Annotated in this window: 29 protein-coding genes; 14 read left to right on the top strand and 15 right to left on the bottom strand. The window is 58.1% G+C overall.

All coding sequences use genetic code 11. The features are described 5' to 3' along the window. Positions 1-96: 96 nt before the first annotated feature. The 5 genes from pheS to ACR0D6_RS10955 all read left to right on the top strand — a co-directional run bounded on the left by pheS (position 97) and on the right by ACR0D6_RS10955 (position 5869). On the top strand, positions 97-1170 hold the full coding sequence (gene pheS / locus ACR0D6_RS10935) for a phenylalanine--tRNA ligase subunit alpha (RefSeq protein WP_480765522.1): 1074 nt from the start codon (positions 97-99) through the stop codon (positions 1168-1170). Beyond that, positions 1167-1736, top strand: a complete 570-nt coding sequence (locus ACR0D6_RS10940) for a hypothetical protein (protein WP_480765523.1) — start codon at positions 1167-1169, stop codon at positions 1734-1736. The genes pheS and ACR0D6_RS10940 overlap by 4 nt, the downstream gene beginning before the upstream one ends. A gap of 243 nt (positions 1737-1979) precedes the next feature. Continuing rightward, entirely contained in the window at positions 1980-2774 is a 795-nt protein-coding gene (locus ACR0D6_RS10945; protein WP_480765524.1) for a CE1 family esterase, read from the top strand. A 78-nt stretch (positions 2775-2852) separates the two neighbouring features. Continuing rightward, positions 2853-5249: a phenylalanine--tRNA ligase subunit beta gene (pheT, locus tag ACR0D6_RS10950; protein WP_480765525.1), complete on the top strand. Its 2397-nt coding sequence runs from the start codon at positions 2853-2855 to the stop codon at positions 5247-5249. Between the two features lie 170 nt (positions 5250-5419). Further along, positions 5420-5869, top strand: coding sequence for a YtoQ family protein (locus ACR0D6_RS10955; protein ID WP_480729327.1), 450 nt, complete (start codon positions 5420-5422; stop codon positions 5867-5869). A gap of 76 nt (positions 5870-5945) precedes the next feature. Here ACR0D6_RS10955 and ACR0D6_RS10960 read toward each other — a convergent pair whose 3' ends face one another. Continuing rightward, positions 5946-6644, bottom strand: coding sequence for a glutathione S-transferase N-terminal domain-containing protein (locus ACR0D6_RS10960; protein WP_480765526.1), 699 nt, complete (start codon positions 6642-6644; stop codon positions 5946-5948). 207 nt (positions 6645-6851) lie between these two features. Between ACR0D6_RS10960 and ACR0D6_RS10965 the strand changes: the two genes are divergently transcribed. After that, complete coding sequence (locus ACR0D6_RS10965) at positions 6852-7664, top strand: mechanosensitive ion channel family protein (protein WP_480765672.1); 813 nt, start codon at positions 6852-6854, stop codon at positions 7662-7664. An 88-nt stretch (positions 7665-7752) separates the two neighbouring features. Here ACR0D6_RS10965 and ald read toward each other — a convergent pair whose 3' ends face one another. Beyond that, positions 7753-8871 (bottom strand): alanine dehydrogenase, encoded by a 1119-nt coding sequence (gene ald / locus ACR0D6_RS10970; RefSeq protein ID WP_170654527.1) that lies wholly within the window; start codon positions 8869-8871, stop codon positions 7753-7755. A gap of 137 nt (positions 8872-9008) precedes the next feature. On the opposite strand from ald, the gene ACR0D6_RS10975 reads away from it, so the two are divergent. Then, a complete protein-coding gene (locus ACR0D6_RS10975; protein WP_170654529.1) occupies positions 9009-9467 on the top strand; it encodes an Lrp/AsnC family transcriptional regulator in 459 nt (152 codons plus the stop codon). Between the two features lie 9 nt (positions 9468-9476). Here the strand turns inward: ACR0D6_RS10975 and ACR0D6_RS10980 are convergent, their stop codons facing one another. Then, entirely contained in the window at positions 9477-10316 is an 840-nt protein-coding gene (locus ACR0D6_RS10980) for a CPBP family intramembrane glutamic endopeptidase (protein WP_480765527.1), read from the bottom strand. Between the two features lie 330 nt (positions 10317-10646). Between ACR0D6_RS10980 and ppk2 the strand changes: the two genes are divergently transcribed. Beyond that, complete coding sequence (gene ppk2, locus ACR0D6_RS10985; RefSeq protein WP_480765528.1) at positions 10647-11564, top strand: polyphosphate kinase 2; 918 nt, start codon at positions 10647-10649, stop codon at positions 11562-11564. Between the two features lie 62 nt (positions 11565-11626). Here ppk2 and ACR0D6_RS10990 read toward each other — a convergent pair whose 3' ends face one another. From ACR0D6_RS10990 to rpsU, 3 genes are all read right to left on the bottom strand, one after another. Next, the gene (locus ACR0D6_RS10990; RefSeq protein WP_480765529.1) at positions 11627-12859 is read right to left on the bottom strand and encodes a CAP domain-containing protein; all 1233 of its coding nucleotides are present in this window, start codon (positions 12857-12859) and stop codon (positions 11627-11629) included. 202 nt (positions 12860-13061) lie between these two features. Beyond that, a complete protein-coding gene (locus ACR0D6_RS10995; protein WP_480765530.1) occupies positions 13062-14168 on the bottom strand; it encodes a CAP domain-containing protein in 1107 nt (368 codons plus the stop codon). A gap of 299 nt (positions 14169-14467) precedes the next feature. Beyond that, positions 14468-14674, bottom strand: a complete 207-nt coding sequence (gene rpsU / locus ACR0D6_RS11000; protein ID WP_005614280.1) for a 30S ribosomal protein S21 — start codon at positions 14672-14674, stop codon at positions 14468-14470. A gap of 110 nt (positions 14675-14784) precedes the next feature. Between rpsU and ACR0D6_RS11005 the strand changes: the two genes are divergently transcribed. Next, positions 14785-15477 carry a COQ9 family protein gene (locus ACR0D6_RS11005; RefSeq protein ID WP_480765531.1) on the top strand — a complete coding sequence of 231 codons (693 nt, stop codon included), beginning with the start codon at positions 14785-14787 and terminating at the stop codon, positions 15475-15477. A gap of 70 nt (positions 15478-15547) precedes the next feature. After that, entirely contained in the window at positions 15548-16534 is a 987-nt protein-coding gene (locus ACR0D6_RS11010; protein ID WP_480765532.1) for an NAD(P)H-quinone oxidoreductase, read from the top strand. Positions 16535-16579: 45 nt separating this feature from the next. Here the strand turns inward: ACR0D6_RS11010 and ACR0D6_RS11015 are convergent, their stop codons facing one another. Beyond that, positions 16580-17437 (bottom strand): DUF2189 domain-containing protein, encoded by an 858-nt coding sequence (locus ACR0D6_RS11015; protein ID WP_480765533.1) that lies wholly within the window; start codon positions 17435-17437, stop codon positions 16580-16582. A 194-nt stretch (positions 17438-17631) separates the two neighbouring features. Between ACR0D6_RS11015 and ACR0D6_RS11020 the strand changes: the two genes are divergently transcribed. After that, on the top strand, positions 17632-18615 hold the full coding sequence (locus ACR0D6_RS11020; RefSeq protein ID WP_480451590.1) for a quinone oxidoreductase family protein: 984 nt from the start codon (positions 17632-17634) through the stop codon (positions 18613-18615). Between the two features lie 58 nt (positions 18616-18673). Here the strand turns inward: ACR0D6_RS11020 and ACR0D6_RS11025 are convergent, their stop codons facing one another. The 8 genes from ACR0D6_RS11025 to ACR0D6_RS11060 form a co-directional block, all read right to left on the bottom strand. Further along, positions 18674-19228: a porin family protein gene (locus tag ACR0D6_RS11025; protein WP_170654548.1), complete on the bottom strand. Its 555-nt coding sequence runs from the start codon at positions 19226-19228 to the stop codon at positions 18674-18676. 265 nt (positions 19229-19493) lie between these two features. Further along, positions 19494-19967: a YHS domain-containing (seleno)protein gene (locus ACR0D6_RS11030; protein ID WP_480765534.1), complete on the bottom strand. Its 474-nt coding sequence runs from the start codon at positions 19965-19967 to the stop codon at positions 19494-19496. 199 nt (positions 19968-20166) lie between these two features. Further along, positions 20167-20436 (bottom strand): hypothetical protein, encoded by a 270-nt coding sequence (locus tag ACR0D6_RS11035; RefSeq protein WP_480765535.1) that lies wholly within the window; start codon positions 20434-20436, stop codon positions 20167-20169. Further along, positions 20433-21038, bottom strand: a complete 606-nt coding sequence (gene plsY, locus ACR0D6_RS11040; protein WP_480765536.1) for a glycerol-3-phosphate 1-O-acyltransferase PlsY — start codon at positions 21036-21038, stop codon at positions 20433-20435. Before plsY ends, ACR0D6_RS11035 begins: the two co-directional genes overlap by 4 nt. After that, positions 21038-22318 (bottom strand): dihydroorotase, encoded by a 1281-nt coding sequence (gene pyrC / locus ACR0D6_RS11045; RefSeq protein ID WP_480765537.1) that lies wholly within the window; start codon positions 22316-22318, stop codon positions 21038-21040. The genes plsY and pyrC overlap by 1 nt, the downstream gene beginning before the upstream one ends. Beyond that, a complete protein-coding gene (locus tag ACR0D6_RS11050) occupies positions 22315-22701 on the bottom strand; it encodes a hypothetical protein (protein ID WP_480765538.1) in 387 nt (128 codons plus the stop codon). Before ACR0D6_RS11050 ends, pyrC begins: the two co-directional genes overlap by 4 nt. Beyond that, entirely contained in the window at positions 22686-23204 is a 519-nt protein-coding gene (locus tag ACR0D6_RS11055; protein ID WP_480765539.1) for a hypothetical protein, read from the bottom strand. Before ACR0D6_RS11055 ends, ACR0D6_RS11050 begins: the two co-directional genes overlap by 16 nt. Further along, complete coding sequence (locus tag ACR0D6_RS11060) at positions 23201-24136, bottom strand: aspartate carbamoyltransferase catalytic subunit (protein WP_480729365.1); 936 nt, start codon at positions 24134-24136, stop codon at positions 23201-23203. The genes ACR0D6_RS11055 and ACR0D6_RS11060 overlap by 4 nt, the downstream gene beginning before the upstream one ends. 780 nt (positions 24137-24916) lie before the next feature. Between ACR0D6_RS11060 and ACR0D6_RS11065 the strand changes: the two genes are divergently transcribed. The 3 genes from ACR0D6_RS11065 to ACR0D6_RS11075 are packed head-to-tail and all read left to right on the top strand — an operon-like array spanning position 24917 to position 26894. Further along, positions 24917-25684, top strand: a complete 768-nt coding sequence (locus ACR0D6_RS11065) for a uracil-DNA glycosylase (protein WP_480765540.1) — start codon at positions 24917-24919, stop codon at positions 25682-25684. Beyond that, complete coding sequence (locus ACR0D6_RS11070) at positions 25681-26280, top strand: metallophosphoesterase family protein (RefSeq protein WP_480765541.1); 600 nt, start codon at positions 25681-25683, stop codon at positions 26278-26280. Before ACR0D6_RS11065 ends, ACR0D6_RS11070 begins: the two co-directional genes overlap by 4 nt. Further along, positions 26277-26894, top strand: a complete 618-nt coding sequence (locus ACR0D6_RS11075) for a LysE family translocator (protein WP_480765542.1) — start codon at positions 26277-26279, stop codon at positions 26892-26894. The genes ACR0D6_RS11070 and ACR0D6_RS11075 overlap by 4 nt, the downstream gene beginning before the upstream one ends. Positions 26895-26896: the final 2 nt, after the last annotated feature.

Below are 26896 nucleotides of genomic sequence, written 5' to 3' on the forward strand. Positions count from 1 at the left end.
ACCGAGTTGCGCCAGTTGTGCCAAACTGGCGCGGCCTGCCTTGCATTCGCCGGGTTAGGCCGATAGCAGGTCAGCAACAGAATTCAGGGGACCGTCATGGACGATCTTAAGGCAAAATATCTGGGGCAGATCGCCGATGCGGGCGACGAAAACACGCTCGAGTCGATTCGCGTCGCCGCCGTTGGCAAAAAGGGCGAAGTGGCGCTGAAAATGCGCGAGCTGGGCAAGATGACGCCCGAGGAACGTCAGGTCGCAGGCCCTGCACTGAATGCGCTCAAGGATGAGATCAACTCGGCGCTGGTCGCAAAGAAGGCAGCCCTTGCCGATGCCGCGCTGGATGAACGCCTGCGCACCGAATGGCTGGATGTGACCCTTCCGACCCGCCCACGCCGTCAGGGCACGCTGCACCCGGTCAGCCAGGCCAGCGAGGAACTGACCGCGATTTTTGCCGAACTGGGCTTCTCCGTCGCTGAAGGGCCGCGGATCGAGACCGACTGGCACAACTTTGACGCCCTGAACATCCCCGGCCACCATCCCGCGCGGGCCGAGATGGACACGTTCTATATGCACCGCGCCGAGGGCGACAATCGTCCACCGCATGTGCTGCGTACTCATACGTCTCCGGTGCAGATCCGTTCGATGGAGCTGCAGGGCGCGCCGATCCGCGTGATCTGTCCGGGCGGCGTGTACCGCGCCGATTATGACCAGACCCACACGCCGATGTTCCATCAGGTCGAGGGGCTGGCCATCGACAAGGACATCTCGATGGCGAACCTGAAATGGGTTCTGGAAGAGTTCGTGAAAGCGTTCTTTGAGGTCGACGATGTCGAACTGCGCTTCCGCGCCTCGCACTTCCCCTTCACCGAGCCGTCGGCCGAGGTCGATATCCGCTGTTCCTGGGATAACGGCCAGCTGAAGATTGGTGAGGGCGACGACTGGATGGAGATTCTGGGGTCCGGCATGGTCCACCCCAAGGTGATCGCCGCGGGTGGCATCGACCCCGAGGTCTATCAGGGCTTTGCCTTTGGTATCGGCATCGACCGTCTGGCAATGCTGAAATACGGCATTCCCGATCTGCGGGCGTTCTTTGACAGCGATCTGCGCTGGCTACGCAACTACGGGTTTGCGGCGTTGGATATGCCGAACCTGCATGGTGGTTTGTCTCGGTGATCCAACTGCTTTCAAAAGCATGGGAACTTTTGGGACCCGCCCAAGAGCTTGTCTTAGCTGTTTTAATCTCAGTCCTTACTTCCCTGCTGCTAAGGCTTTTGCAGGCGCGCGTAAGTTTGATCTGGGGGTCTACTAGTTCCAACTACCACAGTTTTTCTCTGGGTGAAGAAGCTGGAAACGCGTCTATTTGGACTGAAAAATTCTACGTTCAAAACCAAGGAAGAAAACCAGCCAAAGATATCGAAATCGTTTTTAGTGCGCCTCCGACAAGTTACAATCTTTGGCCACCGCGAGATCACGAGAAGAAGTTATTAGAGAATGGGAACTTTGTTCTCCATATACCCTCACTAGCGCCGCGAGAGCTTCTCATTGTGGACATGATCGAGATTGCGCTTAATGATCCGAGATTGCTCGCGGTAAACTGTCCGGATGTGATTTCAAAATCTGTTGATTTTGTGCCAAATCGCCAATTTGGCAAGCTATTTAACTATTCTATCGCCTATTTGTTGTTCGCTGGGTTAGTTGGTACAATCTACTTCGTATTGCGTCTGTTGGTGGGTGTTTGAACTAACTTAGAATTGCGCGAAACAAAGACCGATAGGTCGCCGCGCCATCACCAGACCGCCCGCACGGGCTGGCGATTTGCCTCCGCTAGTGCTCGGTTCGAACAGCGCCCGGATTTGGCGACCATTAACTGCCCACCACGACCCGAGGATCGCCATCCCGCGGTCTGGTGACAGCGCGGATTGTCACATAATCCCACGGGGTTGTGACGTGACAGCGGGCGCTGGGCGGGTAGGCTCCGGCGCATGATTTACCGATTGCTTTGCCTCTTCCTGCTGACCGCCACACAAGCCGCTGCCGTGGATACCTGCCACGGCGATACCGCCTGTCAGGCCGGTGACAGATCCTACCATGTGCTGGAGCCGGACGGGTGGAACGGTGAAACGCCACTGCCCGTGCTGTTGCATTTCCATGGCTGGGCACGGCAAGGGACCGTGGTGGTGAACCATGAGCGTATCGCGGGCGCGACGAAACTGCGCGGCGTGCTGCTGGTTGCCCCGAACGGGCTGGGTAAAAGCTGGGATTTCTGGACTTCGGACACCGGTGACGTGCCTTTTGCCGACCGGGTGCTTGAAGATGTGACCAGACGCTATCCGATTGACCCGGAGCGCATCTATGTCTCGGGCTATTCCTTCGGCGGCGCGATGGCTTGGCGCTATGTCTGCCAGTCGGGCAACGACACAGCCGCGTTGCTGGCCGTTGCGGGTTCAATCCGGCAGACCGAGGATTGTCCTCAGGCCCCGGCTCAGGTGCGCCATGTGCATGGTCTCAGCGATACGGTGATGGATTTTCCCTATGGCGCGGGCGGCGATACGACCTATCCGGTAGCGCTGTGGCGGCAGAAATACGGCTGCAACACCGCGACCCCGCGCGGGGATTGGAGCGTGGTGCCGATCCTGACGCTCAGCCGGGTTGAATGGACCGATTGCGCGCAGGGGCAGGTCACTCTGGACACCCATCCCGGTGGGCATTTCATACCTCATGGTTGGATCGGACGGCAACTGGACGAGCTTTTGGGCCGCACCCCCACCTATCCGTGACGCGCAGCGCTTGCACCTTGGGCCATTCTTTGCCATTGCCTGTGCCGACTGGATGTTTGCCAAAAAAGGCCCCGAGCAATGAAATTCACCCTCTCCTGGCTGAAAGACCACCTCGACACCAATGCGTCGGTCGATGAGATCGCCGAAGCGCTGACCGACCTTGGGCTTGAGGTCGAAGAGATCGTGAACCCTGCGGACCGGCTGGCGGGCTTTACGCTGGGCTACGTGAAACATGCCGAGAAACACCCCGACGCCGACAAGCTGCGCGTCTGCAAGGTGGACACGGATGAGGGTGAGCTGCAGATCATCTGTGGTGCGCCCAACGCGCGCGAAGGCATCACCGTCGTCGTCTGCAAGCCGGGCATGTATATTCCCGGGCTCGACCTGACGATCAGCGTCGGCAAGATCCGTGGCGTCGAAAGCTTTGGTATGATGGCCTCGGAACGCGAGCTGGAGCTGTCGGACGAGCACGATGGCATTATCGAGCTGCCTACGGGCGAAGTGGGCGACCGGTTCGTCGACTGGCTGGCCGAAAACGATCCATCCAAGGTTGATCCAGTGATCGAGATCGCCATTACCCCCAACCGGCCCGACGCTCTGGGTGTCGAGGGGATTGCCCGCGATCTGGCCGCGCGTGGTCTGGGCACGCTGAAGACGCGCGACTACGCAGCAGTGGCCGGTGAATATGAAAGCCCCATCAAGGTTTCGATTGACGAAGACACGCTGGACGGCGCGCCGCACTTTACCGGCCGTTTGATCCGGGGGGTGAAGAACGGCCCCAGCCCGCAATGGCTGCAGGATCAGCTCAAGGCGATTGGCCTGCGCCCGATTTCGGCGCTGGTGGACATCACCAACTACATGACCTTTGATCACAACCGCCCGCTGCACGTGTTCGATGCGGACAAGGTGCAGGGCAATCTGCGGGTGCACCGCGCCAAGGGTGGTGAAAAGCTGGTCGCACTGGATGAGAAGGAATACACCCTTCAGCCCGGTATGATGGTGATTTCGGACGACAACGGTCCGGAATCCATTGCCGGCGTCATGGGTGGTCAGGAAACCGGATGCACCGAAGAGACCGAGAACGTGTTTCTGGAAAGCGCGTTCTGGGACCATGTGCAAATCGCGCTGACGGGTCGGGCCCTGAAAATCAACTCGGACGCTCGATACCGGTTCGAGCGGGGTATTGATCCGGAATACACGCTTGAAGGGCTGGAACATGCGACGCAGATGATTCTGGATATCTGCGGCGGCGAGGCGTCGAACGTGGTGATTGCCGGTAAAACGCCGGATCATTCCCGCGCCTACCGGTTGGATGCCGAACGGGTGCAGTCGCTGGTGGGTATGGATATTCCCGAAAGTGAGCAGCGCCAGACCTTGACGCGTCTGGGCTTCCGTCTGGAAGGGGACATGGCACATGTTCCCAGCTGGCGCCCCGATATCATGGGCGAGGCAGACCTTGTCGAAGAGGTCGCGCGCATCGCTTCGCTGACCAAGCTTCAGGGTAAACCGCTACCACGGGTGACGCCGGGCATTCCCAAACCGGTGATGACGCCCGCGCAGCGCCGCCAGACGATGGCGCGACGGACCTGCGCTGCGCTGGGTTACAATGAATGCGTGACATATACCTTCATTGATCAGGCCTCGGCCGCGCTGTTCGGTGGCGGGGATGACGCGACGATGCTGGAAAACCCGATTTCGTCGGAAATGAGCCATATGCGCCCCGCGCTTCTGCCCGGATTGTTGCAGGCGGCGGCGCGCAATCAGGCGCGCGGCTTCAGGGATCTTGCCCTGTTCGAGGTTGGTCCGGCCTTTCACGGTGGCGAACCGGGCGAGCAACATACGCTGATTTCAGGTCTGCTGGTCGGGCAATCCGGTCCCAAGGACGTTCATGGGGCGTCGCGGCCAGTCGATGTGTTTGACGTCAAGGCCGATGCCGAGGCGGTGTTGGCGGCCATTGGCGCTCCGGCCAAGGTGCAGATTCTGCGCGGTGCGCGTGAATGGTGGCATCCGGGACGTCACGGCAAAATCTGCCTCGGCCCCAAGAAAGTGTTGGGAATATTCGGTGAATTACACCCGCGCGTGCTGCAGGCAATGGACATCAAAGGCCCAGCGATGGCCTTTACCATCTGGCCCGAGGAAGTGCCGTTGCCGCGTAAATCCGGAGCAACCCGCTCGGCGCTGGAACTGCGCGATCTTCAGGCGGTCGAGCGTGATTTTGCCTTTGTCGTCGATGCCGATGTCGAAGCGCTGACACTGGTCAACGCGGCTGCTGGGGCGGACAAGGCCCTGATCGAGGATGTGCGGGTTTTCGACGAATTTATCGGCGGCAGTCTGGGTGAAGGCAAAAAGTCACTGGCCGTTACGGTCAGGTTGCAGCCTACCGAAAGGACGCTGCAGGAAAAAGACATCGAGGCGGTCGCAGACAAGATCGTCGCCAAGGTGACAAAAGCCACCGGCGGCGTTCTACGCGGTTGAGTTTCCGGTACGACGACTGTGGAACAGGGGCTCTGATTTCAGGGCCCCTTTTTTGGTTTGCACCGTCGTGTTCCGTTGATCGTTTTTCCGAAAACACTTGTCGTAGATTGCACATTGGGATTTTCGGATTTCGTCGTTAGATACAGGGTCAACGATCAAAGGAGGTGGCAATGGGCCTGAACGTATATCTGTCCGGAGAAATTCATACGGATTGGCGAGAGCAAATTATCGATGGCTCACAGGGTCTCGATATCACGTTCAACAGCCCGGTAACCGATCATGACGCCAGCGACGATTGCGGTGTTGCTGTTCTGGGAGCTGAGCCCAACAAGTATTGGCACGACCACAAAGGTGCGATGGTGAATGCGATCCGTACGCGAAAGGGTATCGCTGATGCGGATGTCGTGGTGGTGCGGTTCGGCGACAAATACAAACAGTGGAATGCTGCCTTTGACGCGGGCTTTGCTGCGGCTCTGGGAAAATCCATCATCGTCCTGCACGGCCCCGATCATCAGCACGCCCTGAAAGAGGTCGACGCCGCGGCTTTGGCTGTGGCCGAGGAACCGCATCAAGTCGTTGAAATCTTGCGCTATGTCTTGACCGGTAAACTGCCGGGGTAACAATTCGCAGATAGTCAGATCGGTGGGAACAAATTTGCTCTCATCATCATGTTTTCAGATCAGTGTCCGACAGCGATCAATCGCGGGCCGGGGTAACCAAACCTTTCTGGACTGCCGGGCGTTCAACGAAACGATCGACATAGGCAACGGTGTTTTTGTAATCGTCCCAACCAAGTACCTCTTTGGCGCCATAGAAATCCAGCGCGCGAAGCCATGGGGCGATCGCAATGTCCGCAATCGAATACTCGCCTGCGATCCAGTCCTGCCCGTCAAGCTGCGTATTTACGACATTCAGTAGGCGCTTGGCCTCGTTGATGTATCGTTCACGCGGACGCGGGTCTTCGATCTCGCTTCCCGCAAACTTGTAGAAAAACCCAAGCTGCCCGAGCATCGGGCCAACTCCGCCCATCTGAAACATCAGCCATTGTGTGATGCGGTGCTTGTCGCTGGTGGAGCTGCCGATGAATTTCCCGGTTTTTTCGGCCAGATACAACAGGATGGCGCCGCTTTCGAAGAGGCCGATGGGCTCTCCGTCCGGGCCGTTGGGGTCAATGATCGCTGGAATTTTGTTGTTTGGATTCAATGACAGGAATTCCGGGCTTTTGACATCTGCATCAGCCAGCGTGACCTTGTGTGCCTCATAGGGCAGGCCCGTTTCTTCCAGCATGATCGACGCCTTGACACCGTTGGGTGTCGGAAAAGAGTAGAGCTGAATTACATCCAGTGACTTCGGCGGCCATTTGGCCATGATCGGGTGGGAAACGGTATCCAGCATTTTGCACTCCTCGGCTGACGGTGTTTGTAACCTAGGAACTTCGGTGCCGTTTTTTCAGATGTTTTTTGTGCAGAGCCGGTCAGGAATTGTTCGTTGGTGAACATTGCGGGGAAAACTTGCTGAACTCGCACCTAGACCGCAGCGTGATTATTGGCCAAAATCGCGCGCAACCCCGCGTATCCACGCGGGTTTCACTTTGTACAGGAGATGCGTGTGGAAGAGGTTGTCAATCAGGTCGGAGCCTTTGCTCCGCTGCTGTTGAGCGCGATCAAAGCGCTGATTGTTCTCGTTCTCGGCTGGATTGTGGCCGGTGCAGTCGGCGGTATGGTGCGTCGGCGGATAAACAAAACCCCGCAGATCGATCAGACACTGGGCAACTTTGCGGCCAGCATGGTCAAGTGGGCGATCCTGGCGATGGTCCTTGTGGCCGTTCTGGGCATCTTCGGGATCGAGGCCACAAGCATTGTCGCAATCCTTGGTGCTGCTTCGCTGGCAATCGGTCTGGCATTGCAGGGGACACTGAGCGATCTGGCCGCGGGCGTGATGCTTGTGATCTTTCGGCCGTACAAACTGGGCCAGTATGTCGATATCGGCGGCACTGCGGGGACTGTGAAGGACCTGAACATGTTCACGACCGAACTGGTGACGCCGGACAATGTTCAGATCATTGTTCCGAATGGTCAGGCCTGGGGTTCGATCATCGTCAACTATTCCGCGCATGACACGCGGCGGGTCGATCTGGTGTTTGGCATCGATTATGGCGACAGTGCCGATGAAGCGATGAACATTATTCTGGATGTTGCCAAGGCAGACAGCCGCATTCTGGGCGATCCGGAACCGTGGGTGCGTGTGACCAATCTGGGTGACAGCTCGGTCGATCTGACTGCGCGCCTGTGGTGCAATGCTGCTGACTATTGGGATCTGAAGTTTGAGATCACCAAGGCCGTCAAGGAGGCCTTTGATGCAAAAGGTGTCTCGATTCCCTATCCCCATTCGGTCGAGATTCAGAAACAGGGCTGAGTTTTCGTGCCCGTTGTCATGGCGCGTTGGCGCGCCATCTTCCCATTGGGTTCAGCGCCGTGTCTTGCGACACGGCGCTTTTGGTTTATCAGGATTTGACCACGATGTTTGGCGAAACAACGTCGATCCCCAGTGCCTTGCCTACTGCGTAATAGGTCAACTGCCCTGCATGGACATTGAGGCCGGCGAGCAGGTGCTCGTCATCAATGCAGGCCTGTTTCCAGCCCTTGTCGGCAAGTGCAAGCATGAAGGGCAGCGTCGCGTTACCAAGCGCAATGGTCGAGGTGCGGGCCACAGCGCCGGGCATATTGGCCACGCAATAGTGCATGATGCCATCCACATCATAAATTGGGTCGGCATGGGTGGTTGCTTTCGACGTTTCGAAACATCCGCCCTGGTCAATGGCGACGTCCACCAACACAGCGCCGGGTTTCATGGTCGAAAGCTGCGCGCGGCTAACCAGTTTGGGCGCTTCGGCCCCGGGGATCAGAACCGCGCCGATGACCATATCTGCGTCCTGAATGAGTTCCGCCGTTGCGCCAGCCGTGGAATACTGATTCTTGAACGTGTCGCCGAAGACGTCATCAAGATAACGCAAACGAGGCAGCGACCGGTCTAGCACGGTTACATCCGCGCCCATACCGGCGGCGACTTTGGCCGCGTGTGTGCCGACGACACCGCCGCCGATGACTACAACCTTGGCGGGGCCCACTCCGGGGACGCCGCCCATCAGGACACCACGTCCGCCATTGGCCTTTTGCAACGTCCACGACCCGACCTGAGGCGCAAGACGGCCTGCCACTTCGGACATGGGCGCCAGCAGCGGCAACCCGCCATTGGAATCTGTCACGGTCTCATACGCAATCGCGGTACAGCCCGACGCCAGCAGATCGTGTGTCTGATCCGGGTCCGGAGCAAGGTGCAGATACGTGAACAGCAACTGCCCCTCGCGCAGCATCTTGCGTTCCACGGCCTGCGGTTCTTTCACTTTGACGATCATGTCCGCGGTGGCAAAAACCTCTTCTGCGGTATCCACGATCTTTGCGCCTGCGGCGATATAGGCGGCGTCGTCAAACCCCGAACCCAGTCCCGCATTGGTTTCGATGATGACGTCATGTCCGTGCGCAATCGCCTCTTGGGCTGCGTTCGGCGTCATGCCGACACGGAATTCCTGTGGTTTGATTTCCTTCGGGCAACCGATCTTCATGAATCCTCTCCATTCATAAACTGCCTAAATTATGTGCAGAAAGTGACTGCAATTTCTGTGAAACCCCACTCGTCATTTGATGTTGTTGCGGGATAATATTCGAACATAGACGAAATTCATGCAATGGATGTGCGCGAATGGCCCTTGATGCAACTGACCGAAAGATTCTGGCGGCGCTTCAGCGCAAAGGGCGACTGTCCAATTCGGAACTGTCTGATCGGGTGAACCTTTCGCCTTCGGCGTGCCATCGGCGGGTGCAGCGTCTGGAGGCCGAGGGGTATATTCGCGACTATGTTGCACTGCTTGACGCGCGCAAGATGGGTGTCCCCACAACGGTCTTTGTCGAAATTACCCTACAAGGTCAGGCCGAAGAGGTTCTGGAGGGGTTTGAAAAAGCGGTTGCCCGAATTCCCGATGTTTTGGAGTGTCATCTCATGGCCGGGACGGCTGACTATATTCTCAAGGTCGTGGCCGAGAACACCGAGGATTTCGCCAGAATCCATCGGCAGTATCTGTCACGTTTGCCCGGCGTTGCCCAAATGCAAAGCTCGTTTGCGCTCAGGACGGTATTCAAAACCACGGCTTTGCCGGTCTGACAGGGAGTATCAGGCGGGCGCCGGATAGGTGAACAAGGCAAGGTGCGCGAAGTTAAATCCGAAATGCATCAGGATAGGCACCCACAGTCTTCCGGTTGCGAGATATCCCAAGCCGCAGGACAGCCCCAGAAGCGCGGCAAAGATGACCAGACCTGGTCCCCCTGGAAAATGCACCAGCCCAAAAAGCCCACTCGCCAACAAAAGCCCGGTGGCCGCGCCGAATTTTGACGTGATTGCCGACTGCAGGTAGCCCCGGAAAAAAGCCTCTTCCGTAAGGCTGGTCAGAAACAGATTCGAAAATGCAAAAACAAGCCACCATTCGGGCAGCCCCGGTTCGAACCTGACCGCGCCGACACTCATCCCCACAACAAAAAGCGCAGGCAGCAAAGCAAACGCGGCAGCCAAAGTTACAGGCCGCGTCGAAACATTGTTCGACAAGATCGAAGGCCAGGCCAGAAGCAGAGCAAACAGAACCATCGGCTTGTCGAGGTTCAGATACATGGTGAATGACGTGCTTTGCGCCCCCGCCTGAACATGATCCAGAACTTTAAGATTGTGAAATCCGGGCAGCAAATGCGCGCCAAGCGTCAGACACCAACCGATCAACGCTACATGGCCCGCAATTTGCACCCAACCCTTTGCTTTCGGCAGACATGCGGCCAACGTCAGACCGATCACGATTGCCGACAATGCGACTGGCGATAGCAAGCCCAGAAAAAGGCACACCCCGCAAAACAATGCCAGCAGAACAAAGGCGAGCTGAATTTTTCCGGCCAAGCCGGCGACCTGGGCCGATACCAGAATGATCCAAGGCCAAATGGCCGGAAGCACAGAGAAAAAGAATGCCATATGCCGTCCTGCTGCAGATTGCCCATTGATGAAAGGAAAGGATGTGATTGCGCAAGACTGGAATCACCAGTCACTATTGCCGGAAAGGTTCAACATCACCGGCCTTGGTTTGCACCGTGCTCCGGTGATGCGGCAAATCTGTCGCTTGTATCTGGTACGGTTGAAGTTCACATTTGAAACTTGGAATTATGGGTCGGCGGGTTAGTTGGCCGCTTTTTCGGTGGCAGCCGCCTGCAAAAATTGATCTGTTTGTACAGAACAATTTTCTGACATCAGGGATTTACAAGCGTCAGATACGGTGCCGACCCAGTAAAAGATAAGGAGCAGACCGTGGCTTACGAAAACGACCGCGCGCCCAAGGATTGGCTGGAGGCCGAACTTGAGGACACGCTGGACGAAGATTTCGAAATTGAATTCAGCGAACCGATGCTCTCGATGGAGGTCCGCAAGATCTACAAGGACCAGCATCCCGACATGCTGGACCGAAAGGTTTACTTCCGGAATCTTCTGCGGTTGCAGGCTGAACTGATCAGGGTGCAGGACTGGGTTCTTCATACTGGTGCCAAGGTCTGTATCCTGTTCGAAGGCCGCGACAGTGCTGGCAAAGGTGGGGTGATCAAGCGGATAACACAGCGCCTGAACCCCCGGGTCGCAAGAGTGGTGGCGCTGCCCGCGCCCAGCCGTCGCGAACAAAGCCAGTGGTATTTCCAGCGATATGTGCCGCATTTGCCCGCCGCCGGAGAGATCGTGTTGTTCGACCGGTCCTGGTACAACCGCGCCGGTGTCGAGCGGGTGATGGGATTTGCCAGCGAGGATCAAGTCGAACAGTTCTTTCAGGACGTTCCGGAATTTGAGCGAATGCTGGTCCGGTCGGGCATTATTCTGCTGAAATACTGGTTCTCGATCACCGACGAAGAACAGCAGTTGCGATTTCTCATGCGTATCCATGATCCGATGAAACAGTGGAAACTGTCACCGATGGATTTGGAATCCCGCATCCGTTGGGAGGCCTACACCAAAGCCAAGGAAGACATGTTCTTTCGCACCAATATCCCCGAGGCTCCGTGGTACATCGTCGAAGGGAACGACAAAAAGCGTGAGCGTCTGAATTGTATCGAGCATCTTTTGACCAGAATCCCCTACGAGGATGTCCCGCAGGACAAGGTCAATTTACCTGATCGCAGATACAACCCGGATTACGAGCGTCGGGTTTTGCCCGATGAATTGTATGTGCCCAAGGTCTACTGACAAAAAACGCCCCCGGATCGGGGGCGTTGCGAAATGTGGCTCATGTTCGTTTTAAAATTTCCTCAAAAGAGGAAATGGCTCTGATCAAGTTGCGCCAAAAGCGTGTCCTCGAGTAGCAGCGAATTCCCTAGACCGTCATAAATCAGGACATCCTGGCCTGACTGGAACATGTGGTTGGCCCTGAGGTCGCCGTAGTTGCGGATCGGCGCAGACCCGTTCAGGACAATCTGATCATTGTCCTGAAAGTCGGTGACGCGGTCGCGGCCGGTTGCAAAGACAAAGTCATCGGCCCCAAGGGAACCGGTCATCACGTCGTTGCCTGCGCCTCCGTCCAGTCGGTCATTGCCATAACCGCCATTCAGCACATCGTCTCCGGCCTGACCTTTGAGGTTGTCCGCACCCCGATTGCCAAACAGTCGGTCATTCCCGTTTCCGCCCCGGATAACGTCTTTCCCAAAGCCGCCGGAAATGAAATCAGCACCATCGTCACCGCTCAGATAATCGGCGCCCTGACCACCCCAGAGCTCGTCTTTGCCGCTACCGCCGTGAAGCCTGTCGTTGCCGATTGAACCATAAGCTTTGTCGTTTCCACTTTCGCCAAAGATTACGTCATTGCCGCCGTTGGATTTCAGAACATCGTCCCCGCCGCCGCCCAGCAGCGTGTCGGCGAATTGTCGGCCCGTCAGGATATCGTTGCCTGCCCGACCTTCCAGCCGTCCGCTTGTCCCTGATTCCAGTACAAGCCAGTCCGCGTTGTCAGTCCCTGTCGTATCCGAGGATACAACCTGTCTTGCCGGGGCGCTTGGAGGAGGCGCAGGCGGATTGCCCGGTGCGCCATTGTCCACCTGAACCGGTGCCGTGGTGCGCGCAAAGTTCTGCGTGACCATAATGGCGTTCCAACCATTGAAATTACCGGTCTCGATGCCGATTCCAATCACCGTCACATTGGGGTTGAGGATGTTTGCCTTGTGACCGGAACTGTTCATCAGGCTGTTGTGCAGATCTATGACGTCATCGCTCAGACCGGGGGCGCCCTGTATCGTTTGCCAGGCGATATTTTCGGCCCAGGTCCAGCTGCCCGAGAATTTAAATCCGGCGCTCTCCATCCGATCGCCCGCACTTGATCCACCAACCCCGGTATGGTCGAACGTGTTGGTGGCCAGCATCCAGCGGCTGTGATCCTCAGAAGAATCGTTGAGTCTAAGCTCAAGCTGGACCGGATTAAACCCGCGCGAGGTTCGTTCGGCATTGATAAGATTGAGCATTTGCCGCTCAAGGCTGCTGGCATAGGACATGGTACTGCCTCCGGTGGATTGTGATTTTTTGTGGGACATTAATGGCGAGACTTTGGCGAGAGAAAGTCACAATCTTGCCGTGTATTCCGGATGAGCGAATTGCCACCAAATTGTGATGCTGCGTGTGCAGAAAGCTGCGCAGAGATGAAGAGCAGGATCAATAGGGGCACCGTTTCCAGTGCCCCGTGTTGCCCATCTCTGGTCAGACAAAATCTATCAAGTAGCCCGCATCACATTGCATGGGCCTGAAATCGAGCTCGTCCATTTCGACGCACTCCAAAGCGAACTCTTCGGGAGAGGTAGCATCTTCCAGGTCTGCTGCGCGCGGTGTGATGAATTCATCCACGATGTTCGTTTCAGCGACAATGTCACTCGGCGCGGTGTCTGTCTTGTTCCAGTCGAGCTGATCCACGAATGCCTGCAGTTCGAACCTGAAATCTTCAATTGCAGCCAGAAACTCCTGAATATTGAAACATCCATTCGCTGGTTCCGCGGTTTCAGTGACCTCGGTTTCGGGTGTTTCGGTCTCCGGTTCCTCTGTTTCAGTAACATCGGTGGCGGGTTCTTCGGTTTCGGGTGTCTCGGCTTCCGGTTCCTCGGTCTCGGTGACCTCGGTTTCGGGCGTCTCGCCGTCTTGCTCATCCGTCTCTGTGACGTCGGTTTCCGGTTCGTTGGGCTCGGTTATATCGGTATCGGGTGTTTCTGCCTCCGGTTCCTCCGTTTCAGTGACATCGGTGGCGGGTTCTTCGGGGATGGTTACATCGGTTTCCGGTGTTTCCGCCTCGGGCTCTGCAGGTTCCGCCACTTCTTCGTTTGGCGGTGTTGGCGCAGGGGGCGTGGGTGAATTGCCGTTGTCCAAGACCACAGCTGCATCTGTCGCCGCGAAATTCTGCGTGACCATGACCGCGTCAAAGCCTTGCATGTCCCCTGTCTCGATCCCGATTCCAACGTATTCAAAGTCCGGGTTCAGGATGTTTGCGCGGTGGCCAGGGCTGTTCATAAGGTTCTGGTGAAGCTGCGCAACATCATCACTGATGCCGGGGGCGCCGCGTTCGGATTGCCAGGCAATGTTTTCCCCTGATCGCCAGCTGCCTGAGAAATCAAAGCCCGCATTTTCCATCCGCTGTGTCGCGCTGGAACCACCTGAACCTGTATGGCTGAACGTGTCTGTATTCAGCATCCACATGCTGTGATCCTCGGACGAGTCATTCAGGCGGGTTTCCAATTGCACCGGGTTCAGCCCGCGAGACGTGCGTTCCTGATTGATAAGCTCCAGCATTTCCCGCTCGAAAGTACTTGCAGTCGACATATTAGCCTCCGTTTGGTTTTTTGTCTTAGTAGACGGGGCCAGTTACAGGGGGCTTTGAAGGGACCGATAGAGATTCAGGAGTTTGAGGCGAGTTTTGGCGGGGGCGTGCTACCTCTGCGGGATTCGCTGCGCTGCAAAATGCCGGGCAAAATTCTGCTTGGGGCGAAATGGCAGGTTGCCGCGCGGTGCCCGCCCTATGTCGGCGAAATACATCCGACCCCAGAAACGACAAACCCCCGGGCGATGCCTCGGGGGTCGTCAAATAGTGTCATCCAAAGCTGGACGAGTCTTGGTCGCTCTTAGAGCAAACCTTCGCGCTGTGCTTTCTTACGTGCCAGTTTACGGGCACGGCGGATCGCTTCAGCTTTCTCGCGCGCTTTCTTCTCGGACGGTTTCTCGAAATGTTGCTTCAGCTTCATTTCACGGAACACGCCTTCGCGCTGCAGCTTTTTCTTCAGGGCACGAAGCGCCTGATCGACGTTATTGTCGCGAACACTAACCTGCATGTGGTTGTCACCACCTTTCTAGATAGAGTTGCAAGGAAATTGCAGGAAGTGGCCGTATAGCAAAGCGCGCCTAACTTGTCTAGTACTGGGCCGTGAACCGGAGAACCGTCATGACCGCAACATACGAAGATGCAAAAGAGAAACTGCTGGATGCCATTCTGAACCACGTTCCGTTCGAAGGATGGTCCGAATCAAGCTTTCGCGCGGCAATTTCAGACTGCGATCTGGATGACGGTCTGGCGCATGCCATCTGCCCCCGTGGTGCCGTTGATCTGGCGTTGGCGTTTCACGCAAGGGGAGACGCAGCCATGCTGTCCAGGCTGCAAAGCGAGGATCTGAGCGACCTGAAGTTTCGGGACAAGATTGCAGCGGCGGTTCGTTTCAGGTTGCAGGCCGTTGATGACAAAGAGGCCGTACGCCGGGGTGTGACCCTGTTTTCCCTGCCGACGCACGCGGCGGACGGTGCCCGGGCGATCTGGGGGACCTGCGATCTGATCTGGAATGCGCTGGGGGACACCTCCGAAGACGTCAACTGGTACACCAAGCGGGCCACGCTGTCCGGAGTGTATTCCTCGACATTGCTGTTCTGGCTGGGGGATGACACGCCCGATCATCAACCGACTTGGGAGTTTCTGGATCGCAGGATCGCCGATGTCATGCAGTTCGAAAAATTCAAGGCGCAGGTAAACGGCAACCCTTTGTTCAAGCCGTTTCTGGCCGTGCCGAACTGGCTGGCGGGTCAGGTCCGGGCACCGGCTGGCGCTCGGACGGATTTGCCGGGATCTTTGTCAAACAGGAAATAGGCGGGAATTAAGCTAGAGTCTTTGCCTTGGCTGTCCTGCCTGCTAGGCAGGGCGCAAAGGAGAATTGCCGATGACCCAGATGATGCGTGCCGTCGAAATAACCACTCCCGGCGGGCCCGATGTTCTGAAACTGACCGAACGCCCCGTACCCGAACCGGAGAACGGGCAGGTTATCATTAAGGTTGCATATGCGGGCGTGAACCGACCCGATGCCTTGCAGCGCGCGGGCGCGTATGACCCGCCGCCGGGAGCAAGTGACCTGCCGGGGCTGGAAGCATCGGGCGAGGTTGTGGCCATCGGCTCCGGAGTCGAAGGGATTGCCATCGGAGACAAGGTTTGCGCTTTGTTGCCGGGCGGCGGATATGCCGAGTACGTGGCGACTCCGGCTGCTCATTGTCTGCCGGTTCCTGCCGGGATGGGCCTGAAGGAAGCGGCTTGCCTGCCCGAGACGTTTTTTACCGTCTGGTCGAACGTGTTCACGCGTGGCGGATTACAGGCTGGTGAGCGGTTTCTGGTTCACGGCGGGTCCAGCGGCATCGGTACTACTGCGATCCAGCTGGCCAATGCGTTCGGGGCGCGGGTCTTTGCCACGGCCGGGTCTGACGACAAATGCGAAGCCTGCCTGAAGCTGGGCGCGGAAAAGGCAATCAACTACCGGGATGAGGATTTTGTTGCGGCCATGCGGGCAGAAGGCGGCGCAAACCTGATCCTCGACATGGTTGGCGGAGACTATATCCCACGCAATGTCAAGGCGTTGGCCGAGGACGGGCGTTTGGTGCAGATCGCGTTTCTGCAAGGGCCGGTGGTCGAGCTGAACTTTGCACTAATGATGGTCAAGCGCCTGACGCTGACGGGCAGCACCCTGCGCCCGCAAAGTGACCTTGCAAAGGCGCGGATTGCGCAGGATCTGCGTGAAGCCGTCTGGCCCCTGCTTGAGGCAGGCAGGATTGCCCCGGTCATGGATAGTGAATTTGATATGTCAGACGCTGCTGCGGCCCATGCCCGAATAGAAAGTTCGGGCCATATTGGCAAGATCGTTCTGAAAGTCTCGGGCTAATCTCGAACGCGCGCGATCAATTATTGTTCGCGCGCGTATCTGCGATCAGACGACTGCCCGGCGATAAAGGTGCCATGTTGCATGGCCCAGTATCGGCATCACAAAGATCAGGCCCAGCAGGATCGGGATCGACCCCAACACCAGCATCGCCGCGATTACAAAGCCCCAGGTCAGGATGACTCCGGGGTTGTGGCGGAACACCCGCACGGATGTTACGACAGCAACGGGTACACCAACCTTTCGGTCCAGCAATAGTGGAAAACTAACTACGCTGATGGCCAGCGCGATCAGGGCAAACAAGAAGCCAACGGTCGTACCGATCAGAACCATGCTCCAGCCTGCACTGGTGGTGAAGACTTCGGTTATGAATGCACCGAAGGTAGCAGGCGGTTCAGGACCAAGCGTCTGAACGTAGATGCTTTGCGCGACCATCAGCCAGATCAGCAGCAGCATGACCAGATAAAAGCCAAGCGCGAGGATTGCTCCGAAAGAAGGTGAACGGAATACGCCGAACGCGTCCAGCCAATGAACATCGTGCCCCTGTTCCCGCTTGCGGCTGATTTCATACAGCCCGACGGCGGCAACCGGTCCGATCAGTGCAAAACCGGCGATCAAAGGTGCAAGCAATGGCACCATGTTCATATTCATTCCGAGACCGAACATCACCAGCCCGGCGATCGGATATATCAGGATTACGAAAACCGCGTCCGCCCGGGTTTCGACAAAATCCTGATATCCCGCCCTCAGGCACGAAATGATATCCTGCATGGTCAAGGTCTGCACTGTCGGCAGATGCTGCGTATCGGCGCTGCCGATGCGGCTGACGCTTTCCGTTACGTGGTCACTGGTCGCCCCAAGGTTCCGGGCGGCCCAGCTGACAGGGTTACCGATTGTTTTGGCCATCTTCATCCCCTTCTTCGGCGTGATCGCGCCGCAGAATGAATCCGGCATTCGGGTTGCCCGTGGCCGGATCAGCCGGCAACGCCTTCCATCATATTAGCATATTTTGGGAAAACAGCGAATCACCCTTGTGAGACCGAGGTGATTGTTCAATTTTTCAGGCGTGCTAGCTTGGCCTCAAACATGAGGAGGACGTTATGCAGGAAACCGCGCGCACGGTTGTCATTCACGAATTCGGCGGACCGGAGGTTCTGAAAATCGAAAGCCGCCCGGTCGGGGATCCCGGCCCCGGCCAGATTCGTATCCGCCATCATGCCTGCGGACTGAATTTCATCGATGTCTATCAACGCACCGGGCTTTATCCGCTGGAACTGCCGCACGCGCTTGGAATGGAAGCGGCGGGTATTGTCGAAGCGGTTGGTGAAGGCGTCACTCATCTGGAGCCCGGACAGCGGGCAGCCTATGCCGCGGCGCCTTCGGGTGCCTATTGCGAGGCGCGGGTCATGCCAGCGGCGCAAGTGTGTCCGCTGCCGGATGACATATCTTTTGACGCCGGTGCCGCGATGATGCTCAAGGGAATGACGGTTGAATATCTGTTTCACCGAACGACACCGCTCAAACGCGGGGACACGGTGCTGTTCCATGCGGCGGCAGGCGGGGTTGGTCTGATCGCCTGCCAATGGGCAAAATCAGAAGGGATCACTTTGATCGGAACCGCGGGGACCGATGAAAAATGCCGGTTGGCCCAGTTCAACGGGGCTGCGCATTGCATCAACTACAATACCGAAGACTTTGTTGCGAAGGTGAAGGAGTTTACCGGCGGCAAGGGCGTGGATGCGGTGATGGATTCGGTCGGGGCGGAAACATTCGAAGGGTCGCTTGATTGTCTGAAACCGTTGGGAATGATGATTTCATTCGGCAACGCTTCCGGATCGGTACCTCACTTCAATATCGGCGTCCTTGCGCAGAAAGGGTCGCTCAAGATAACCAGGCCAACCCTGTTCACGCATATTTCCGACCACAATATTTGTCAGGCAATGGCACGGCGGCTGTTCGGAAAAGTCGAAGGGGGCGAGGTCAAGATACACATGGACCAGCGGTTCTCGCTGGAACAGGTGGCGGATGCCCATCGTGTCCTCGAGGCACGGCAGACCACCGGAAGCACTGTGCTGGAACCGTAATCCGAAATTGACCCGCTGATTTACCCAGCGGGTCAATGCGTTGCAAATGCGCGCGGGTTCAGAACCTGTAAGCCCCGCGAATCTGAATCGTGGTTGCATCCACGTCTACACCGCTGGAGTTGAAGTTGTTGAACTCGTGATACAGGATTTCACCGCCCAAGCTGAAGTTGCCGTTGATGATTTGTTCGTAACCGGCGCCGATCAGCCAGCCGTCATCGTCACCCAGAACGTCGGTGCCTGCGTCTGCCCAGCCAGCGACGCCATACAGCAGTCCGTCAGGTGAAACCTTGTATCCGGCACGGGCCTTCAGGCGCCAGACATCTTCGACCTTGACCGCGCCGCCCAGGCTGACGCTGGTCCAGTCATAGTCAAAGCCACCACCCAGAACCCATGTTCCGAAATCATAGTCGTATCCCAGGATGATACCGCCGATCCAGTCATCCCCGCTAATGCCGGGTAGGCTGGTGCCGACGTCGATCCAGCCAACCTGCGCACCGGCATAGAAACCAGTCCAGTCACCCGAGCTTGTATTCAGCAAGGTTGGCGATTGTGCAGCAGCCGACCCGGCGGCGAGCGAGGCGATTGCGGATATCAGTGCCAGTTTTCCAGTCATCTCGTATCCTTTCGGTCGAAAAAAAGCGGGCAAAGCACGTATTCGCCCCGCCTGCAGTGAATCATACGGTCCGGTCGCAAGACCGGATCAACATTCACCCAACTGTTCCGAACCGAAGTATATTATTGAAGTATCAGCGGCTCATGTGGTGTCCGCGATCCCTGAAATCACATAATGAAACAAGATAATGCGTCTATGCGCGAACTCAAATCACAAGCGGCGGCGGATCGCTCCGCCGCCGCTGACCACCCGTTAAACAGGCAGGTTATTGCTGAAGAGCCACCGGATCTTTGTCGGCAATGTCTTCCCATTTCGCGGTGGCCTGTTCGATAAAGCCCGGGATGTCACCCTCCCAGCGCTCCTGAATATCTTTCGAAATGTTCAGGTACAGCTTGTTGTCAACGATCCGCCAATAGTTCGGATCACCGTCAAATTTGAAACCCATCGCCGCACCAAAGGCGCAATAGCCACCATAGGCCGGCAGATAGGCCGCAGGGTTGGCCTCGAACGCCGCCTTGTTCTCTTCCGAAGCAAAACGATACATGGCGTCGTCATGGATCGTGGTGATTTTCCAGTTGCCCTTGGTCGGCTCGCCTTCGGTGAAATAGGCGACCGGATCATAGCCCTGCATGGCCAGCCCGGTGGAGCTTGCATTGATTTCGACCCCGGCGGCCAGAGAAGAAGTAGCGATTGCAACGGACAGCGCGACGCCACCCAACAGCGATTTCATCTTGTTCATGATTTCACCTTTCGTGAAACGGACCGACCGGAGATGCCGAAATTGCGCCCGCCGGTCCGGGTTGGAATGCTGTGCGGTCAAAATGGACCGTCACGAAACAGAATTTGGGCGCGTCGCCGGTAACGTTCAAAACAACCATTTTTGATTGTGCGCCAGCGAATAGAACGTGTGCAGGGATGAGTGATCTGAGAAGCGCCGATCAGGCTTCCGGTTCCAACCCGATGACAAAGGCGATGACCTTTTCAGCGGGCATTTCGCATGGTCTCAGCGATGCACCGCTACGGGTCGTCTGATACAGATTCATGCTTATGTAGTCTGGGCCGCCAAGCTCATGCGCGATCAGCTTGTGACTGCACCCACCGGCAAATGATGTCCGGCTGACGACATAGCGTCGACCACCGGACCGACCCGAAAATGTCCCATCCGGCAGGTCAAGGAAGGCGTCCAGAAACGCTGCACAAGGTGTCACGATTGCCCAATTTTGGGCTCAGTTCCGGCTTTCAGGCGTGCGACGTTCGCGCGATGGCGCCAAAAGACCAACAGGGTGAGAACTGCGCCCAGAAAAAGCGTCTCGCCATGCCCAAGGAACACCGCCCACATGGTGGACGAAGCCGCAGCAACCAGCGCGCCCATTGATGAAATGCGCCAGATCGCGGCAGCGATCAGCCATGTCAGGCACAGCGCAAGACCAACCGGCCAGGCCAGCGCAAGCCACAGGCCAAGGAAAGTCGCAACCCCCTTGCCCCCTTTGAAACCCAGCCAGACCGGATAGCAATGCCCGATAAACGCGGTCAGAGCGGCGATCTGGGCGGCGTCCTCACCGGCAACAAGGCGGGCCAGTAGGACCGCGACCGCGCCCTTGGCGGCATCGAACAACAGGGTCAGTGCCGCTGCGGCCTTGTTTCCGGTGCGCAGAACGTTTGTGGCGCCGATGTTGCCCGACCCGATCTGCCGCAGGTTGCCAAGCCCCATCACCCGCGCAACGATCATGCCGTAAGGGACAGATCCCAGCAGGTATCCCAGCACTGCCCACAGGATCAGTTGGGCTGTCGAACCGTCGATTATTGGCATCAGGGTCTCCGGTAAACTTCTTTGCCTGCAACGTAAGTTGCCGCAACCCTACCTTGCATCCGCTGTCCGTCAAACGGGGTATTTTGGGATTTGGATTTCAGAGTGAACCGGTCGAGCACAAAGGGCACATCCGGGTCGAACAGAACCAGATCGGCAGGGGCGCCCTCGGTCAGACGGCCACTGTCCAGTCCCAGCCGTTTTGCCGGGTTTAGGGCCATCGCCCGGAACAGAGTCGGCAGGTCAAGTTGCTCAGAATGATATAGCCTTAGCGCAGCAGGCAACAGGGTTTCCAGCGCAACCGCGCCGGATGCGGCTTCTTCAAAAGGCAGGCGTTTGCTTTCCTCGTCCTGTGGCGTGTGCATTGAGCTGATCGTGTCGATCAACCCGGTGCGAACTGCGTCGATCACCGCCTGACGGTCGTCTTCGGATCGCAGGGGTGGCTTGACCTTGAAGAAGGTCCGGTAATCGGCCACATCCAGCTCGTTCAGCGTCAGGTGGTGTATGGACGTGCCAGCCGAGATATCCAGCCCGTTCCTCTTGGCCCGTTCCAGCGCAGGCAGGGCGCGGGCGGTAGTGATCTGGTCGGCGTGGTATTTGGCACCGGTCATTTCCAGCAGCGCAATGTCGCGGTCCAGTCCCATACGCTCGGCCATGGGCGAGACGGCGGGCAGGCCGCGCAGGGCCGCGAACTTGCCACTGGTTGCAGCGGCACCGTTGCTGAGGCCGGGATCCTGCGGGTGGGCGATGACCAGGGCACCGCAGGAGCGGGCATAGGTCAGGGCGCGGGAAAACACCTTGGTATTGGTGACGACGTGGTCACAGTCGGTGAAGGCCACGGCGCCTGCGTCCTGCAGAAACCCGATCTCGGTCATCTCGCGCCCTTCGCGGCCCTTGGTCAGGGCGGCCATGGGCAGCACGTTGACGGGCGTGTCGGCCTGCGCGCGGCGGGTGACGAATTCCAGGCTCTCGGGTGTGTCGATAGAGGGGCTGGTGTCAGGGCGCGTGACGATGGTGGTCACACCACCGGCTGCCGCGGCAAGACCGGCGGACTTGTAGCTTTCCTTGTGACGCTCACCCGGTTCACACACTTTGACGCCGATATCGACAATCCCCGGTGCAAGGCAATTGCCGCCGCAGTCGATGATTTGCGCATCCGCAGACGGAGCTTCGCCGTCACCCCGCGCGGCAATCCGACCCTCGGCAACCTGCAGCCAGCCGATGTTGTCTGAACCGGATTCGGGATCGATCAGGCGAGCGTTGGTGAAGATCGTATTGCTCATGCAATGGCCCTTTCGATTGCGGCTTTGGTGGCGGCGGGGTCCGCCTGATACTTGATCAGACGTTTATCGCCGCCCTTGGTGACGATCTGGACAAAGCTGCCCATGATATTGACCGCCTCGATCTGGTTCAGCGCCACAGTGCGCGGACCGGGGCCGGTGAGGGAGGTGTCGGTCATCTGCCACGTCGCGACAAGTTCTTCCGAGGCCAGGTACCAGGCGCGGAGGCCGACGGCAGCCAGCCCCGCAGGCGCGCCGGTCCAGACATAGGGGTTGCCGATCAGCCATAACACAGCCATGGCTGCCGCCATGGCCCCGGCGGCAAGCCATGCGTTGGTGCGGATATAAGCGCCTTTGTCCGGCGCGAAGGTTACAGGATCAGCCATAGGGCGCCTCCGATGGCCAGCAAGATCACCAGGGCCAGAACGGCCGAACCGATGCGGCGCGGCTTGTCATCCTGCGGTGCGGTTTGAGGGGCCGAGAACGGTTTCGCGCTTTCGGTTTCGATTTTGCCGCCGGCCCAGTTTGTGGTCTCTTCCGTGAAAAGACCAATCAGGCGCACGCGAGGGTCCGGTTTCAGCGTGGCAGCGCGATCCCCAAAGGCGGCACTGCGCACGGCCATAACCCAGCCTTCGATGGCCTCCAGGGCGTTGCGGTCCAGTTGATCCCTGGACACGCCACAACCTTCGTTCAGATACCCAAAAAGTCCAAGGTCCTCGAGGTCCGAGACCGGGAAGATGTCGATCTGTTCAGGGTCCAACCCTTTGACCCCCAGCACCTGGTCGGTAGCACCGGGTTCACGCAGAAATTTTGCCTCTTCGGGCCGCATATTCAGCGCAAACAGGCGGATCACACCGCGTTCATGGGGGGCGACAGTCAGATCGCTCATGCGGCGTCTCGCAAATTGCGGGCCAGCAGTTCCATCGCGGCCATTCGGACGGCGACGCCCATCTCGACCTGCTCTTGAATCACCGAGCGGTTGATGTCGTCGGCCAGTGTTCCGTCAATCTCGACCCCCCGGTTCATCGGGCCGGGATGCATGACGATGGCATCGGGTTTGGCCAGCGCCAGCTTGGCGGCGTCCAAACCATAGCGGTGGTAATACTCACGCTCCGAGGGGATGAACCCGCCATCCATCCGTTCCCTCTGAAGGCGCAGCATCATGACGACATCCACGTCTTTCAGGCCCTCATTCATGTCGTCGTAAATCTCGGCGCCGAATTCGGCAAACTGGCCCGGCACAAGCGTCGGCGGGCCGATCAGGCGGATGCGGTTTTCCATTTTGCCCAGTAGGATCAGGTTGGATCGGGCTACGCGGGAATGCGCGACGTCTCCGCAGATGGCGATGTTCAGCCGGTGCAAGCGGCCTTTGGCCCGGCGGATGGTCAACGCGTCCAACAGGGCCTGCGTTGGATGTTCATGCCGCCCGTCGCCCGCATTCAGCACAGCGCAGTTGACCTTTTGCGCCAGCAGGTCGACCGCGCCGGAATGTGGATGCCGTACCACCAGCAAATCAGGATGCATCGCATTCAGCGTCATTGCAGTGTCGATCAGCGTCTCGCCCTTTTTGATCGAGCTTGCCTGCATCGCCATGTTCATCACATCCGCGCCCAGCCGTTTGCCCGCCAGTTCGAAACTGGCCTGCGTGCGGGTCGAGTTCTCGAAGAACATGTTGATCTGCGTCAGCCCCGACAGCACATCGGAACGCTTGGCCGGTTGCCGGTTCAGATCGACGTATTTTTCGGCCAGATCGAGGATGGCGGTAATATCGGATTGCGACAGATGCTCGATGCCAAGAAGGTGACGATGGGCGAAACGCATGGGCGGGCTCCTGTCTGACAATCGGGCCGCTTATAGAAAGGACAGAGCGGCGGGGCAACACGGTCCTGCGACTATGGGTTATTTTTCGTTTCGGGCAGTTTTTTGCACCCGCCATCTTCCAGACACTGTTCACCGGGTTTGCACCAACGCCCGAACCCGCAATCGATGGCCTTTTTCGGGACACAGCCCTGTTCTCGCGAACATTTGAAACCGGGGCGGCATTGTGAACCGGTTTCTTCGCATAAAAACCAACCCGGTCTGGTGCATCCGCCGCCGGGCAGGCAGGCCGACCCGGGCCCACAGCTGCGCCCGTCAGAACATTTCGTCTCGCGGCCGGGATCGAATTCCGGGCTGCTGCTCTCACACTCTCCACGCGCATTGCAAAAGCTGCCACCGGGGCAATCAAGGCGCGAGGCGCATTTGTTTGCCCCCGCCGGCGCGCAGCGGGTTCCGCCGGATACGCATTTTTCGAACGGTCCGCAGGATCGCCCGCCGCCGCAATAGGTGCCTCCGGGCGGAATACAGTGGCCATCCCAGCTGCAACGCTGACCCAAAGGGCAGCAGTTTCTTGCGCCGCACTGGGCCTGCCCCCCCGGGCATTGTCTGAGCTTGTCGTGAAAATGGGCCACAGCGGGCATACCGCTTGTCAGCGCAAGCAGAACACACAGCAAAAGGAATCGAACGATCAACAGCATGAATTCCCCCATGGTCGGGGTGTTCGGAGGTTCAGGCAAGGTCAATTCGCTTTCCCTCGCCGCAAAGGCGGTTAGATTGTCAGCCATGGAATCGGCTCTGGACTTTCATACCGCACGCGCCCTGCTGGAATGGCAGGTGGAACTGGGCGTGACCGACGCGGTCGGGGACAATCCGGTCGATCGGTATGCTTTGCCGGACACCACGCCCAAGCCAAAGAAAACCGCTCCGGCACAGGCGGCCCCTGTGAAACCGAACAAAGTGGATCCGGTGAAGGTGGCGCAAACGTCAGCGCAAGCGGCCAATTCGCTGGTTGATTTGCGCGCTGCGATGGATGCGTTCGATCATTGCGATCTCAAACGTGGTGCGCGGCAGCTGGTGTTTGCGGACGGAACGCCGGGCGCGCGCGTCATGATCATCGGTGAGGCTCCGGGCCGGGATGAGGATCGAGAGGGGAAACCGTTTGTCGGACGCGCGGGCCAGTTGCTGGATCGCATGCTGGCCGCAATTGACCTGAAACGATCCGAGAATGTCTATATCACCAACGTTCTGCCGTGGCGGCCACCCCAGAACCGCGATCCCAAGCCCGAGGAAATTGGCATGTTGAAGCCGTTTCTGGAACGTCATGTCGCGTTGGCAAAGCCCGAAGTTCTGGTTCTGATGGGCAATATCAGTTGTCAGGCGGTGCTGGGCAAACGTGGTATTACGCGGCTGCGGGGACAGTGGGAACAGGCCATGAACCTTCCGGTCATTCCTATGTTCCACCCCGCTTACCTGCTGCGCCAGCCGCAGATGAAGCGACAGGCCTGGGCGGATTTGCTGGAACTCAGGGCGCATTTGGGAGGCACGTCATGAAAATTCTGGCCTTCTCGGACCTGCACATGGCGCGAAACCGCGCCGCTGATCTGGTTTCCGCCAGCCGTGACGCGGATCTGGTGGTCGGCGCGGGCGATTATTGCAACATGCGTCACGGATTACCCGAGGCGCTGGAAATGCTGTCCGGCATTTCCGCGCCTCTTGTGCTTGTCCCCGGAAACGCTGAAAGCGCCGAAGAATTGGAAGAGGCCGCACCCGAAGGCGTCCACATCCTGCACGGTTCCGGCATGACGATGGACGGTCTACGACTGTTCGGTCTTGGCTACGGCGTTCCGGTAACACCGTTCGGTGATTGGTCCTGCGACCTAACCGAGGCTGAGGCCACCGAGATGCTGGCCCGGTGCAATGACGCGGACATCCTTGTTGTGCACTCACCTCCGAAGGGAACCGGTGACACGACCTCGCAAGGTGTCTCTGTTGGCTCGGTCGCTATACGCGATGCGATTGAACGCATTCAGCCAAAGCTGGCGTTCTGCGGCCATATTCACGACAGCTGGGGGTATCGCGGAACTGTTGGCCGGACCGAGGTTGCCAATCTGGGTCCAAAGGTAAACTGGTTCGAGGTTACAGTGTGATTGATCCGGTTATGCTGTTTGCCTTTGTTCCTGCGGCACTGGCACTGAACTTAACTCCCGGCGCGGACATGATGTTCTGTTTGGGGCAGGGGCTGCGTTCGGGATCGGGATCGGCTGTAACCGCCAGTGCGGGAATATCGCTCGGAACTCTGGTCCATGTTGTGATCGCGGGGCTGGGTCTGGGCGCTGCGGTTGCCACTATGCCCTGGCTATTTGACGCGATCCGATGGCTTGGCGTGGGCTACCTGCTGTATCTTGCATGGGGTGCCATACGAAACGGTGCGGTGGCGGGGGATGCTCAGCGGCGACCCACCCGATATGCCTTTCGGGACGGGTTTCTGGTCAATCTGACCAATCCCAAGGTCATCTTGTTCGTTCTTGCCTTCATTCCGCAATTCGTTGATCCGGCCGGTTCGGTTCTTATGCAGTTTCTGATGTTCGGAACGATCATCGCGCTGGGCGGCTTTTTTGTGAATTCGGCAGTTGGCGTATTTGCCGGTGGCATGGGCCGACGGCTGGTCGACAATCCTCGGTTTTCGCAGATTGTTGGCTGGATCACGGGGGGCATTTTTGCTGCACTGGCTCTCCGTCTTGCAATCATGGAAAGGGCCTGACA

It is taken from the genome of Ruegeria sp. BJ6 (assembly GCF_056537885.1).

Coding starts and splice junctions, on each gene's coding strand:
- pheS (WP_480765522.1), top strand. CDS start 97: ATGGACGATCTTAAGGCAAAATATCTGGGGCAGATCGCCGATGCGGGC.
- ACR0D6_RS10945 (WP_480765524.1), top strand. CDS start 1,980: ATGATTTACCGATTGCTTTGCCTCTTCCTGCTGACCGCCACACAAGCC.
- pheT (WP_480765525.1), top strand. CDS start 2,853: ATGAAATTCACCCTCTCCTGGCTGAAAGACCACCTCGACACCAATGCG.
- ACR0D6_RS10955 (WP_480729327.1), top strand. CDS start 5,420: ATGGGCCTGAACGTATATCTGTCCGGAGAAATTCATACGGATTGGCGA.
- ACR0D6_RS10960 (WP_480765526.1), bottom strand. CDS start 6,644: ATGCTGGATACCGTTTCCCACCCGATCATGGCCAAATGGCCGCCGAAG.
- ACR0D6_RS10965 (WP_480765672.1), top strand. CDS start 6,852: ATGCGTGTGGAAGAGGTTGTCAATCAGGTCGGAGCCTTTGCTCCGCTG.
- ald (WP_170654527.1), bottom strand. CDS start 8,871: ATGAAGATCGGTTGCCCGAAGGAAATCAAACCACAGGAATTCCGTGTC.
- ACR0D6_RS10975 (WP_170654529.1), top strand. CDS start 9,009: ATGGCCCTTGATGCAACTGACCGAAAGATTCTGGCGGCGCTTCAGCGC.
- ACR0D6_RS10980 (WP_480765527.1), bottom strand. CDS start 10,316: ATGGCATTCTTTTTCTCTGTGCTTCCGGCCATTTGGCCTTGGATCATT.
- ACR0D6_RS10990 (WP_480765529.1), bottom strand. CDS start 12,859: ATGTCCTATGCCAGCAGCCTTGAGCGGCAAATGCTCAATCTTATCAAT.
- ACR0D6_RS10995 (WP_480765530.1), bottom strand. CDS start 14,168: ATGTCGACTGCAAGTACTTTCGAGCGGGAAATGCTGGAGCTTATCAAT.
- rpsU (WP_005614280.1), bottom strand. CDS start 14,674: ATGCAGGTTAGTGTTCGCGACAATAACGTCGATCAGGCGCTTCGTGCC.
- ACR0D6_RS11005 (WP_480765531.1), top strand. CDS start 14,785: ATGACCGCAACATACGAAGATGCAAAAGAGAAACTGCTGGATGCCATT.
- ACR0D6_RS11010 (WP_480765532.1), top strand. CDS start 15,548: ATGACCCAGATGATGCGTGCCGTCGAAATAACCACTCCCGGCGGGCCC.
- ACR0D6_RS11015 (WP_480765533.1), bottom strand. CDS start 17,437: ATGGCCAAAACAATCGGTAACCCTGTCAGCTGGGCCGCCCGGAACCTT.
- ACR0D6_RS11020 (WP_480451590.1), top strand. CDS start 17,632: ATGCAGGAAACCGCGCGCACGGTTGTCATTCACGAATTCGGCGGACCG.
- ACR0D6_RS11025 (WP_170654548.1), bottom strand. CDS start 19,228: ATGACTGGAAAACTGGCACTGATATCCGCAATCGCCTCGCTCGCCGCC.
- ACR0D6_RS11030 (WP_480765534.1), bottom strand. CDS start 19,967: ATGAACAAGATGAAATCGCTGTTGGGTGGCGTCGCGCTGTCCGTTGCA.
- plsY (WP_480765536.1), bottom strand. CDS start 21,038: ATGCCAATAATCGACGGTTCGACAGCCCAACTGATCCTGTGGGCAGTG.
- pyrC (WP_480765537.1), bottom strand. CDS start 22,318: ATGAGCAATACGATCTTCACCAACGCTCGCCTGATCGATCCCGAATCC.
- ACR0D6_RS11050 (WP_480765538.1), bottom strand. CDS start 22,701: ATGGCTGATCCTGTAACCTTCGCGCCGGACAAAGGCGCTTATATCCGC.
- ACR0D6_RS11055 (WP_480765539.1), bottom strand. CDS start 23,204: ATGAGCGATCTGACTGTCGCCCCCCATGAACGCGGTGTGATCCGCCTG.
- ACR0D6_RS11060 (WP_480729365.1), bottom strand. CDS start 24,136: ATGCGTTTCGCCCATCGTCACCTTCTTGGCATCGAGCATCTGTCGCAA.
- ACR0D6_RS11065 (WP_480765540.1), top strand. CDS start 24,917: ATGGAATCGGCTCTGGACTTTCATACCGCACGCGCCCTGCTGGAATGG.
- ACR0D6_RS11070 (WP_480765541.1), top strand. CDS start 25,681: ATGAAAATTCTGGCCTTCTCGGACCTGCACATGGCGCGAAACCGCGCC.